The sequence below is a fragment of the Prevotella multiformis genome, assembly GCF_018127985.1.
Classification (GTDB): domain Bacteria; phylum Bacteroidota; class Bacteroidia; order Bacteroidales; family Bacteroidaceae; genus Prevotella; species Prevotella multiformis.
In genome coordinates this window covers 1,242,491-1,254,888 of sequence record NZ_CP072357.1, presented here as the reverse complement: position 1 = coordinate 1,254,888, position 12,398 = coordinate 1,242,491, and the positions used below count along the sequence as shown (strand labels likewise).

Below are 12,398 nucleotides of genomic sequence, written 5' to 3'. Positions count from 1 at the left end.
CCGAAGACGCATCAGAGGTGTTTCTTGGAATCTGCCTGAAGAGAGGCGGATGAGGGTTACAGCTGGTCCTCGTCGATAGGTACTTCACGCTTGATGCTCTGCTCAAGCGAGATGAGCGTCTCGGTCGAGACGACTCCCGAGATGCCTTGCAGCTGGTTGTTGAGCAGATCCATCAGCTGTTCGTTGTCCTTGGCATACAGCTTTACGAGCATGGTGTAAGGGCCGGTCGTGAAGTGACATTCAACGACCTCTCTGATGGCACTGATGCGTTCGACCACCTTTTTGTACATGGAGCCGCGTTCCAGATTGAGGCCTACATACGTACAGGTGGTGTACCCCAGGCTCTTGGGGTTGACATCGAATCCGCTGCCGGTAATGACCCCGTTCTCCATGAGGTGCTGCACCCGCTGGTGGATGGCTGCACGCGAGACGCCGCACTGGGCAGCCACATCCTTGAAAGGCATTCGGGCGTTCTGTGAGAGGATGCCCAGGATCTTCTTATCCAATCGATCGACTTTTTCCATATTCTGAAGTTGAAATATTTAATTTGTGATGTAGTTCGAAGCTTGTTTTGCGTGCAAGCAAAAGTAGGGAATAAATATGGAACAGACAACAAAAGGACATAAAAAATGCGCCGCAGGGGCGCATTTCGTTTCTATAGGAAGACGGACGGGGTGTTTCACCGTCCACGGTCTTACTTTTTCACATTTTTTCTGACGGTCTTTGCCGGGAGTTTCTTCGCCGGAACCGGCTTTGCAGGCTCTGCTTGCCTGACCTCCTTGTCTGCTGCCGGCTCGATGCCTTTCAGTTCAAGTGTGAAGATCAGCGTCGAGTAGGGAGCGATGTCCTTCCCGGCTCCCCGTGCCCCGTAGGCCAGCTGCTGGGGGATGACGATCTCCCACTTGGAACCGACAGGCATCATCTGCAGCGCTTCCGTCCAGCCTTTGATGAGGCCGTTGACGGCGAAGGTGTCAGACTCCACGCCGTGGCGGGCCGTCGCATCGAACACTTTTCCGTCGATGGTCTTTCCTTCGTAGGCCACCTGTACACGGTCCGTTTCCTTCGGAACGGCTCCGTCGCCTTTCCTGATGATGCGGTACTGGAGGCCGTCGGGCAGCGTGACGACACCCTCTTTCTTTCCGTTCTCCGTCAGATAAGCCTCGTTCTTCGCCTTGGTCTCGGCTTCTTTCTGTGCTTTCAGCTCCACCTGTTTCTTTTCAAAGAATTTTTCCGCAGCTTCCTGTCCGAAGAGAACCGTGTCTTTCGACAGGGCGGCGACAAATCCCTGATAGAGCAGGTCGGGGTTGATGGGCGCTGATGTCCCCTCGAACTGGCTGCTCATGTTCGGCAGCATCGTCTTCTCCACCTGTGAGCAGATGACCAGCCCGGCGACGTAAGCAGCAAAAGCAGAGTCCTTGCGGCTCTCTATTCCCTTGCGCAGACCGCACAGGAAATCGGGCATCTGGGCTTCCTTCACGCCGAACTGGTTGGCCAGGTACTTGTTCAGCCCCCGGGTCATTGCCATACCTGCCGCATAGCTTAAGGAGTCGGAAGCGGTCTTCAGTTCCACCGGAGCGGTTCTGCACGGCTGCATGCACTCCGTCTGCTGTTTCTCTTTCTTGTCTTTCTTCCTGTTCTGGGCACTTGCCGGGCTGAGGGCAGAGCCTGCCGCGAAGAGCAGTGCCATTATGATTGCTTTCTTCATGATGAGGTGTTTTAAAGATAGGATGATTCAAAGGAGGGTCAGGCTTTGCACCCGACCCTCTTTTTCTGTTTTACGCCTTCGTTGGCGACCGTTTTACATACCCGGTTTCGCACCCGGCACTGCCGGCTGTTCCTGGGAAGCCTTCTCGATGCCGAGCAGCTCTACCGTGAACACAAGCGTGGAGAATGGCTTGATGGCCGGACTGGGCTGCTGCGAACCGTAACCTGCGCTGTAAGGAATGGTGATTTCCCACTTCGCACCCACCGGCATCTTGGTCAGAGCCTCGGTGAAACCAGGGATGACACCGCTGACAGGCATGGTCGCATTGTTACGGTGGTCGAATACCTTTCCTTCAATCGTCTTGCCGACATAATTGATCTTTACCACGTCCGTAGCCTTCGGCGCCGCACCGGAACCGGCTTTCAGTTCCTTGACCTGAACGCCCTGTCCGATGGTCTTCACGCCGGCCTTCTTTGCGTTGGCAGCCATGTAGGCGTCGCTCTTCTTCTTGTTGGCGCCAAATGTCTTCTCGGCAGCCTTCTGCTGGATGGACTTTGATGTATTCTGCTCGATGTTGCGGGCCTGCTCGACCGTCATCTTCTGGCCCTTGCCCTTTGCACTGGCAGCGAAGCCGGAGAGGAAGTTGTTCATCGAGATGGTTCTTGTAGAGTCTTCCCCGAAGATCTGGCGGTTGATCTGCTGCTTGATGATCATGTTCATCTGCATGCCGACACCGATGCCGGCATTGTAGGCGGCACGCTTCTTGTCGTCAGCATTCTGGGCACCGTCGTTCATACCCTTGATGAACTCGTCGATGTAGGCGGTGTCGATCTGCATCTGCTGGAGATACTGTTTTGCGCTCTGTCCCTGGTCGATACCGAAGGCGTAGCTCAGAGAGTCGACGTCGGACTTCAGATCCTCCTTGGGAGTGGAATTGCCGCAGGATGCGAATCCTGCTGCTACGATAGCCATGGCGGCTAATAGATAAGTTTTCTTCATTTATTTTTTGTTGTTAGTTTTTCTGGGGGGGGCGGATAGGCGGTGATAGGCGGGAATGGGCGGTGATGGGCGGTGGGTGGTGATGGGTGATGAGGCTTATTGTCGCCTGTCACCGCCTGCCATCGTTTATCGCCGCTTATCCCTGCCCGTTATCTTCACTTCACCTGAATCAGCTCAACATCGAATACAAGGGCGGCGAAAGGAGGAATCTGCGCTCCGGCACCCCGCTCTCCATAGGCAAGGCCGTAAGGGATGAAGAAGCGGTACTTGGCTCCCTCCTGCATCAGCTGTACACCTTCTGTCCAGCCGGCGATGACCTGATTCAGGCCGAATGTAGCCGGCTCCTTGCGCTTGTAAGAACTGTCGAAGACCGTCCCGTCAATCAGCGTACCCTCATAGTGGCATACCACCTGATCGGTTGCCGACGGTCTCTTGCCGTTCCCTTCCTTCAGAACCTGGTATTGCAGACCCGACGGCAGTGTGATGACTCCTTCCTTCTTGGCATTCTCTGCAAGGAAGGCCTCGCCTGCCGCCTTTGCGGCCTTGCCTGCTGCAGCCGCTGCCGCCTGCTGCTTCGTCTCCTGTTCACGGAAGAAGTTCTGTACGAGTGTCTGTGCTTCTGCGTTGTCAACCTTCAGTTCCGAACCCGAGATGACATCCTTGATAGCCTGTGCGAAGTCGTCAATATTCAGTTCTTGCGCCCCCATTCCGGCGAGCTGTGAACCGATACCGATGCCCAGTGCATAGCTTAATTTATCCATTACTGTCCTTGATATGATTATAATTGATGTGCAAAGATACGATTTTTAAGGTATAGTATGGCATCAATCGAATTAAAATAACTAAATTTGTCGAAGTGAAAGGCGCTTTAGGGTTTGAAGCAGCCGGGAGAGGCGGATGAACAGGACAGAGCGGACAGGGCTGTCCCCTGCCATCCCTTTGAAATGTACGGTGTCGGCTTTCTTTCCGTCTCCTCTGCCTCATCCGTCTCTTTCCAGGCCCTTCAGCTCCCCGAAACTCTAAAAACCAAGCAACATGAAGAAAATCGTATTCTTGACAGGTGCAGGAATGTCTGTAGAGAGTGGATTCAAGACCTTCCGAGGCAATGACGGACTGTGGGAGAACTATCCTGTCGAACAGGTGGCCTCTCACGAGGGATGGGAAGCCAACCCGACGCTCGTCAACAACTTTTACAACAACCTCCGGAAAAAACTCTATGCGGCGGAGCCCAACGAGGGACACCGTCTCATCAAAGACCTTGAAAAGGATTATGACGTGAGCGTCATCACGCAGAATGTGGACAATCTCCACGAGAAAGCCGGTTCCTCAAAGGTCATCCATCTGCATGGAGAACTGACGAAGGTCTGCTCGAGCAATGCTCCTTACGACAGCCGTTACATACGGGAGCTGCCGCCCGAGGCCTGCGAGGTCGATCCCGGCGCACGTGCCGGCGACGGCAGTCTGCTCCGTCCTTTCATCGTCTTCTTCGGCGAAGCGGTGCCCATGATTGAGCCGGCAGCAGAAATAGCGGCGCAGGCCGACCTCTTCGTCATCATCGGTACGTCGCTGAACGTCTATCCGGCAGCGGGACTGGTGCAGTACACCCGCCCGGACATACCTGTTTACCTCATCGATCCCGACGATGTGCCGTCCGGCAGCCTGCGCCGTGTGACGCACATCAGGAAAGGGGCAAGCGAGGGTATGAAGGACCTGGTGAAGATACTGCGGACGGACGGCCGTCCCTGAAGTCATCGGGCATCGGATGATTCCCGACCGGTTGGGAATCCTGTTCCCGACGGCCGGTACTCCTGTTCCCAGCATCCGGTACTCCGATACCCATTCGTCCGGGAGCATTGCTCCACCTGTACGAAGAAGCTTCCTGATGGAGTCATCTGATTCGCACCTTGTGCAGTCTGCCGGCACACAACACTTGCCTATGGGATTCCGGGAGGTTTGTCAGAGCCTGTCTTTCTCTGTATTTCCGGCTCCATGCCCCTTGTATCTTGACCGGGCAGCGTTGAAGTTGTAGCGAAGGGTGAGAGAGAAGTCGCGCGTGTCGTAGACCTTGTTCACGTCTGTACGTGCAAGGGCATCAAATGTGGTGAACTGCTGGCGCCATGTACCGAACACGTCATTGAGCTGCAGTTTGATGCTCCACGTATCTCTGCCGAACGATTTGTAGAGGCCGAGGTCATTTGTCCAGTAACTGCGGATGCGGGCATTGTCGCCATTGCCGGAAGTCCGGGTCGAGAAGTCTATGTTCAGCCACATGTCCCAGGGAAGATGGACAGCGTTGTTGAAACGGAAGATGCCCAGCGGACGGTTGAGCCGCAACAGTTCTCCATGATGGGTCAGCTTGAAATCCTGTGCGGCAAAGCCGGCCATCCAGACAGGATGCCAGCAGCCGAAAAACGTGGGAGAATAGTTTGCGAAAGCACTGTAGGAACGGAAACGCGGCATATTCTGCATCTGCAGCAAAGTGGCTTCCGTGTTGCCAGGGTACGGTACGGTCTGCCACATGAAATAATTCTTGGTGGAAGTGTACGCTATTTCTACGGACAGGTCCTTCCACGCCGTCGACAGCGACAGATAGTCGCGGTAGATGGGACGGAGGTCGGGATTGCCTGATTCATAGGTGTAGCGGTCGATGTATTTCACGGCAGAACCGAGCTGGTCGAAGGCGGGACGGGAAGTCTTGCGTGTATATGCGAGACGTGTCTTCACCTTTCCTATGGGGAAGGCGAGCGATGCCGTGGGAGCGAGGTTGTGACAGGTGCGGCTCTGCCCGGGCGAGTAAGTGCCGAAATGATAGTATCTGGAGTCAGTGTATTCCCACCGCAGACCGATATTGGCAGATACGGCTCCGAATGTCTGACTGGTTTCGGCGAAAAGGGCGGTGGTGGCCTCTTCTATGCGGTTGTCATTGCCGGCAATATAGACTGCATTCCCTGCATAACGGTCGGTACGATGAATATGAATGCCCTCTGTCCCTATTCTCATCTCACCTTTCCACACAGGACGGGAAGCCGAGGCGTTGCCGGCAAGGAGGCGGTTGCAGACATTGTTGGCTGTCGTAAAATCGCGTTCTGGGTTCACGGTGGACCGTTCGTGCTCATGGGTATGGCGGTCATTCAGCTGCCACAGAGCGTCCAGGTTGACCGACAGCTGCCATTTGCCCGCAGTTCCCGTGTAGTAGGCATTCAGCAGATGCTGGCGGGCATGACGGCTGGAGACGGTGCTGTTTTCAAGCTGTTCAGAGAAACGCCCGTCAATGTAGCGTGAGGTTTCCGTAGGGCCGGACGATTCCGAAGGCTTGAATCTGAAATCATAGAACAGTCCGAAATAGTGGGACTTATGGTTGTAGTTCAGGCCGACCTTTCCCGAATAGACCGGAAACTTCGAGAAGTCCTTGCCCGTGCCCCGCTGTTCAATGGTCGTCGTGGACAGATATTGCAGGGTCGTGTTCTCTATGCGGGGACGCTCGCGGTAGTTCTCATAGTTCAGCATACCGGCAAAGTCGAAACCCTTCCGGCGGTAATTGAAGTCGGTCTGCTCGAAAAGATAGGCATAATGTTTGACCCCGGTCGTCGTCCTGTCGTTGAAAGAGAAGCCTTCCCCCATGGGAGCTGCTGTTGTAATACGGATGACGGCATTCGCTGTCGAGGCATACCTTGCACCGGGGGACGTCACGACCTCTATGTTCCTGATCTCTGAAGAAGAGAGCCGGACAAGCTCCGACTGGTCGCGCACCTGGCGGTTGTTGATGTAGATGAGGGGCGTTCCTTTGCCGAGCACTTCTATGTCTGAACCTGACCTGGAGACAAACGGCATTTTTCCGAGCAGTTCGAGCGCCGAACCTGTATGCGACAGATAGGTGCCTGAAATATCCACCTGTATACCGTCATTCCTGAGCTTCACCATCCGTCGGTTTCCTTTCACGACCACCTCGTCTAACTGCTGGTCTACCGGATTCAGGACGACAACGCCAAGGTCTCCGGCAGGATTACGGATCATACAGTCTTTATATCCGATAAAGGAAATGCGAAGTATTTTCGGCTGGTCTGCGTCCGTTACATCAAGCGAGAAACTTCCGTTCTCTTCAGTGACCGTCCCGGTAAGGACTGTGGAATCCTTTCCTGACAGCAGGGTTACGGTTGCGAACTCAACCGGTGTGCCCGCTCCGTCTTTCACGGTCCCTCGAATATAAGGAGTCTGGGCGGAAAGCGACAGAGCGGAAAGACATTGCAGCACTGCAAGCAGCAGTCCTTTTGCCAGAAGGCGGTTGTCTGACGGCATTCTTCTTTTCATTGCGGATGGATTAAAACTCATTTTCCCTTGGACAGACACGACATGTATCTTGGTATTCATTATGTGAGGCGGTCCGACGCTTTTATGACAGAACCCCTGACAGCCGACAAATTTATGAAAAAAAAAAGAAAAAGCCTCATCTTTCCATAAAAAAAGATGTTGTGATGCTTAAAACACACTGACAGGCGGATCGATTGTCCCGTTTTTTTCGTATATTTGCGTTCTGTAAAACCAAGAATCTCTGTTATGGAACAACTCCTCCACTACGTATGGAAACACAAAATGTTTCCGCTGACGGGGCTCAAGACCACTGACGGACAGGAGGTGGAAGTCATTGATCCCGGACTGCATAACCGCAATGCAGGTCCCGATTTCTTCAATGCGAAAGTGAAGATCGGCGGAACGTTGTGGGTGGGCAATGTAGAGATACACGACCGTGCGTCCGACTGGTTCCTGCACCGGCACGACCGCGATCCGCACTATAACAATATCATCCTGCACGTGGCAGAGTCCGTTGACGTGGATGTCAAGACAAAACAAGGCGATTATCCGCCACAGATGCGGCTGCAGGTTCCTGCATCCGTCAGGGAACATTACGAAGAACTGCTTACGACGGAGGCCTACCCGCCCTGCTACCGCATCATTCCTGACCTCTCACGTCTGATGGTTCACTCGTGGATGAGTGCCTTGCAGACGGAACGGCTGGAACAGAAAACGGAGGCGATCGCCCAGCGGGTGAAAGACTGCGACGGATCTTGGGAAGCCGCTTACTTCGTCACCCTTGCCCGCAACTACGGCTTCGGCATCAACGGCGATGCTTTTGAAACATGGGCAAAGCTGGTTCCATTGCAGAACATAGCCCATCATCGGGACAACCTGCTGCAGATTGAAGCCTTCTTCCTGGGGCAGGCAGGACTGCTGGAGGAGGCTGCCCTGCCGGAACGCTATCAGCAGAAAGCCCTGCAGGACGGCTACTTCACGCAGCTGGAAAGCGAGTACCGGTATCTGGCGCATAAGTTCGGACTGAGGCACATGGATGCCGGGCTGTGGCGGTTTCTCCGTCTCCGGCCGCAGAACTTCCCGCATATCCGCATCGCGCAGCTCGCCCGGCTTTACTGTGAACAGCGGGCGGGACTGTCACAGCTGCTGGAGTGTGAGACGGTAAGACAGGTGCAGGAACTGCTGGCTACGCAGGTGACGACCTACTGGGAGACACACTATGTCTTTGGTGAAGAGAGTGCAAGGAGCGAGAAACGGCTGTCGTCGGCATCGCTGAACCTGCTGACCGTCAACACAGTCGTCCCCGTCCTCTTCGCATACGGCAGGCACAAGAATTCCGAAAGGCTGTGCGGACGGGCCTTCGACTTCCTTGAAGCGTTGAAAGCGGAGGACAATCACATCGTGAGGATATGGAGGAAAGTAGGCTTGACAGTTGAGACGGCAGGTGACTCACAGGCGCTCATACAGCTGAAAAAGGAGTACTGCGACCGGAAGGAATGCCTGCGCTGTCGGATCGGATACGAATATCTGAAAGGCAGCTCCGCTGCCCGGCGTAGCTGAAAGGAAGTCCCGCCATCCGGTGGCAGGGGACATTCTGCTGACAAGACGGATTAAACTGATGAGACAGACAGGTCTGACAAACTTCTTTTAATTAATAAATTATGGAACAAAAGAAATACATCTTCGAGACAAGAATGGAAGTCCGCGACTATGAGTGCGACATCCAAGGGATAGTAAACAATGCCAATTATCTGCACTACACCGAGCACACCCGTCACCGGTTCCTGCGGTCGTTAGGTGTCAGCTTCGCCGATTTGCACGAGAAAGGTGTCGATGCCGTCGTCGCACGGATGCAGCTTACCTATAAGGTGCCGCTGACCTGTGACGACGAGATCATCTCACGCATGGGATTGAAGAAGCAGGGGCTCCGCTGGGTGTTCAACCACGACCTCTTCCGTGCCAGCGACGAACAGCTCTGCTTCCATGCCGATGTAGACCTTGTGACGCTTATCAACGGCAGGCTGGGCAACAGCAAGGAATATGACGAAGCATTCGCCGCAGTGCTGTAGGAAGGTGAAAAACTCATCCCTTTCCCCGCTTATCACCGCCCATCACCACCCATCATCGCCTACCCCCGACACTCCCCGCCATGGAATCCCTTAACGCCATCCTGCTGACCCGACTGACCCGCTTCCACCTCGCCGAACTGGCAGAACTATACAGACGCGCAGGTTCGGCTACTGCCGTCATAGAACACAGACGGGACATCAGGGACATCCTCCCTGATGCCTCCGCGCACCTCGTTGAGGCGCTGAAAGACATCGACAGTCTCAGAGACCGGGCTGAACAGGAGCTGGAATACGACCGGCAGCATGGCATCCAGCCTATCTGCATGAACGACGAACACTATCCGCAACGGCTCAGGGAGTGTCCCGATGCCCCTGTCCTGCTCTATTATCTCGGCAACGCCGACCTCAACAGCCGTCACGTCATCAGTATTGTAGGCACTCGCCACTGCACCACCTACGGACAGGATATCATCCGTTCGTTCGTCAGGGAACTGAAGACGCTCTGCCCAGATGTTCTCATCTTCAGCGGACTGGCATACGGTGTAGACATCCATGCACACCGGGCGGCCCTGCAGAACGGCTTTGACACCATCGGCGTACTGGCGCACGGGCTTGACGACCTCTATCCCCGCACACACCGTCAGACGGCTGCACAGATGATGAGGCAAGGCGGACTGCTGACAGAATACATGACACACACACAGCCCATAGCCCGCAACTTCGTGCAGCGGAACCGCATCGTCGCCGGATGTTCGGATGCCACCCTTCTCGTAGAGTCGGCTTCCAAGGGCGGCGGACTCATCACCTGCAGCATTGCACGCAGCTACGGACGGGAGGTATTCGCTTTTCCCGGTTCCGTACATTCAGATTACAGCGAGGGATGCAACAACCTTATCCGAGACAACGGGGCGGCACTCGTCACCTCTGCCACCGACCTGGTGAAAGCGATGGGATGGGAAGAGGACAGGAAGCTGGCGCAGGCACAGCAGAAGGGCATTGAACGTACTCTGTTCCCGCATCTGTCGCCAGAAGAAAATGCTGTCGTCCATGTGCTCCGGCAGAACAACGACCTGCAGATCAATCTCCTGTCCGTCCGGACAGACATCCCCATCTCACGGCTCACGGGCATCCTCTTCACCCTGGAGATGAAAGGGGTCATCAGGGCGATGGCAGGCGGATGTTATCACCTGCTGGCATAGCCTTGCAGACCCTTGCTCACACATTCGGAATCTGGCCACGAGAGGCCTTCGCCTTCTTCCTGTATGCCGTGGGCGAACAGCCGAAAGCACGCCGGCAGAACTTCGAGAAAAAGCTGAGATCCTGGAAACCAAGGTCTTTGCAGATTTCCTTCACACTCCGGTCAGAGTTCGTCAGACAGTAGCGTACATCCTGTTCTGTGTACTCCCTGATCCATTTCATGGCCGTCTTACCCGACAGATCCTTACAGACTTTTGTGAGATAGCCTGGCGAAACACAAAGTTCCTGGGCATAAGTATCGACAGGCTGGTGTTTGACGTGACGCATGGAGAGCAGCTCGAGAAACTGCTGGAACAGCACTTTGCGCTGCCCTTCTACGGATGTTTCGCCTGTCGGAACAACCGCCGTCATCAGTTCAAGATAGTCGAAGAGAATACTGCGGAGGATACTCCGGACAACCTCCCGGTTGTAGCGGCGGTCAGTCTGGGCAAGTTTGAATGCCAACAGACTCGTATATCCCTCGAACTGCCTCCGGCTCTCCTCGTCTGTCCTGATATGATTGCTCTTGTTCACATAGACCGCCCTGTTCCTTTCATCAGTATGGCAGCCCGGCAGATTCCGGACCGTATTGGCATTCAGAACGGCAAGATCGCAGCCGACCACCTGGCAGAAAGTGCTAAGGGAGGTGCCTACGAAGCACAGGCGAAGAAGACCGCTGAAGGCATGCGCAAACAATATAGCGGCAGCATGATGAGCGATCCGAAAATCGTTGCCAGAGCCATTAGCCGTGCAGCCAACACCCGCCGACCGAAAGCCCGTTACCTCATCGGTTTCGGTGCCAAGCCCCTCGTCTTCCTGCACACCCTCCTGCCTGCACGCTGGTTCGACTGGTTCATGATGCACGCAAGTTAAGGCCGGCCATTGCTGTGCGGCAAAGCCTAAGCAGCCTGTATTGCCATGTGTGGTGTCCCTGGGCACAGGCGGTTTCCTGTTGTTGTCGGGAGCGGCAAGTCCTGCTTCCATCCGATAAGTCCCGCTGGCTTTTGGCGGAACAGCGTTTCCTTCACTCCCGGTTGCTTTCTTTCCGGCATCTGGTTGCAGGCGTGCGAACGCCCGACACGGCCGGTGTTAGCCGACAATACCATCGGTGACGGGCACCGGTACACCGGCAGAAGGTGGGAAGTCGGGTGCATCCTGCCACTGTCCAGCCTGCCGCAAGAGGCTGACGAGCGGCTTATGCTGACGAGAACTGCTTAACGGCGGCAAGACCAGACAGGCGATGTGCCAGCTGGTAACGGACGCTCGTCATCTTGGGATTAAAAACGGATTACCATACTGGCAGGAATCTGTCTCCACGGTGATGCGGTGACAGACGTCACATGGAATGCAAACGGAAAAGGCTTCGTTTTCTCATCAAGGCAAGAGAAAACGGAGCTTTTTTCATGTCCATGTCCGCACGGACCGGACTGCGGAAAGGGAGGGAGAGGCGGCAGGGACGTGTCCGGAAAGCCCCGGGACACATTGCCCGGACAAGTCCGCCTCGCCCGGCGGGGCATCTAAGATAGGAGGAACAGAGGCTGGCTGCCGGCAATTCCGCATCATACCGGCACACGTGCGGCAGTATGTACGGCCTTCGCCCGCCTGCACCATCACATCTCCTTCAGCAGAGCAAGCGCCTTGTTCTCATTCTCCTCCATGATTTCACGTTCACCGGGTCCTTTGTCGTTGATACCGCAGAGATGGAGAATGCCGTGGATGATGACCCGGTTCAGTTCGTCTTCATAGGACTTGTGGAAGAGTTCGGCATTGCTTCGCACTGTGTCGAGCGAGATGACGAGGTCGCCGTTGAGCACATTCCCCTCGTCATAGTCGAAGGTGATGATGTCTGTGTAATAGTCGTGTCCCAGGTACTCGTTGTTTATCTCGAGAATCTTCTCGTCGCCGACGAACATATAGCCGATTTCCCCGACCTTCCGGCCGTAGGTGGCGGCAACCGCCTTGATCCACCGGGAAGTATCACGTTTCCTGATTTTCGGCATCTTCACGCCTTCTGCATTGTATGTTATCATCTGTCTTTGTTGTTTTTGCGGAGCGGTCCTGTGAGAGCCTCCTGTAGCTTT

General features: G+C 55.0%; 12 protein-coding genes. 5 read left to right on the top strand and 7 right to left on the bottom strand.

Annotated elements, in window-relative coordinates:
* Positions 1-56 precede the first annotated feature (56 nt).
* The 4 genes from J4864_RS05065 to J4864_RS05050 form a co-directional block, all read right to left on the bottom strand.
* Positions 57-524: an Lrp/AsnC family transcriptional regulator gene (locus J4864_RS05065; RefSeq protein ID WP_007367676.1), complete on the bottom strand. Its 468-nt coding sequence runs from the start codon at positions 522-524 to the stop codon at positions 57-59.
* Between the two features lie 170 nt (positions 525-694).
* Positions 695-1,705 (bottom strand): BamJ family beta-barrel-assembly machinery protein, encoded by a 1,011-nt coding sequence (locus J4864_RS05060; protein WP_211813947.1) that lies wholly within the window; start codon positions 1,703-1,705, stop codon positions 695-697.
* Positions 1,706-1,798: 93 nt separating this feature from the next.
* Positions 1,799-2,704 (bottom strand): FKBP-type peptidyl-prolyl cis-trans isomerase, encoded by a 906-nt coding sequence (locus tag J4864_RS05055; protein ID WP_007367674.1) that lies wholly within the window; start codon positions 2,702-2,704, stop codon positions 1,799-1,801.
* Between the two features lie 155 nt (positions 2,705-2,859).
* A complete protein-coding gene (locus J4864_RS05050) occupies positions 2,860-3,465 on the bottom strand; it encodes a BamJ family beta-barrel-assembly machinery protein (RefSeq protein ID WP_211813946.1) in 606 nt (201 codons plus the stop codon).
* A 274-nt stretch (positions 3,466-3,739) separates the two neighbouring features.
* Here J4864_RS05050 and J4864_RS05045 point away from each other — a divergent pair, with 274 nt between their 5' ends.
* A complete protein-coding gene (locus tag J4864_RS05045) occupies positions 3,740-4,450 on the top strand; it encodes an SIR2 family NAD-dependent protein deacylase (protein ID WP_211813945.1) in 711 nt (236 codons plus the stop codon).
* 210 nt (positions 4,451-4,660) lie between these two features.
* Here the strand turns inward: J4864_RS05045 and J4864_RS05040 are convergent, their stop codons facing one another.
* Complete coding sequence (locus tag J4864_RS05040; RefSeq protein ID WP_211813944.1) at positions 4,661-7,012, bottom strand: outer membrane beta-barrel family protein; 2,352 nt, start codon at positions 7,010-7,012, stop codon at positions 4,661-4,663.
* Between the two features lie 246 nt (positions 7,013-7,258).
* Here J4864_RS05040 and J4864_RS05035 point away from each other — a divergent pair, with 246 nt between their 5' ends.
* From J4864_RS05035 to dprA, 3 genes are all read left to right on the top strand, one after another.
* On the top strand, positions 7,259-8,572 hold the full coding sequence (locus J4864_RS05035) for a DUF2851 family protein (protein ID WP_211813943.1): 1,314 nt from the start codon (positions 7,259-7,261) through the stop codon (positions 8,570-8,572).
* Between the two features lie 101 nt (positions 8,573-8,673).
* Complete coding sequence (locus tag J4864_RS05030) at positions 8,674-9,081, top strand: acyl-CoA thioesterase (RefSeq protein ID WP_025067120.1); 408 nt, start codon at positions 8,674-8,676, stop codon at positions 9,079-9,081.
* Positions 9,082-9,161: 80 nt separating this feature from the next.
* Entirely contained in the window at positions 9,162-10,280 is a 1,119-nt protein-coding gene (gene dprA / locus J4864_RS05025; protein ID WP_211813942.1) for a DNA-processing protein DprA, read from the top strand.
* Between the two features lie 16 nt (positions 10,281-10,296).
* On the opposite strand, the gene J4864_RS05020 is transcribed toward dprA, so the two are convergent.
* On the bottom strand, positions 10,297-10,851 hold the full coding sequence (locus J4864_RS05020) for a helix-turn-helix domain-containing protein (protein ID WP_211813941.1): 555 nt from the start codon (positions 10,849-10,851) through the stop codon (positions 10,297-10,299).
* On the opposite strand from J4864_RS05020, the gene J4864_RS05015 reads away from it, so the two are divergent.
* Entirely contained in the window at positions 10,834-11,190 is a 357-nt protein-coding gene (locus tag J4864_RS05015) for a retinol dehydrogenase (protein WP_211813940.1), read from the top strand. The two genes, J4864_RS05020 and J4864_RS05015, sit on opposite strands and share 18 nt — an antisense overlap.
* A gap of 737 nt (positions 11,191-11,927) precedes the next feature.
* Here J4864_RS05015 and ybeY read toward each other — a convergent pair.
* Positions 11,928-12,347 carry an rRNA maturation RNase YbeY gene (gene ybeY / locus J4864_RS05010; protein WP_211813939.1) on the bottom strand — a complete coding sequence of 140 codons (420 nt, stop codon included), beginning with the start codon at positions 12,345-12,347 and terminating at the stop codon, positions 11,928-11,930.
* Between the last annotated feature and the right edge of the window lie 51 nt (positions 12,348-12,398).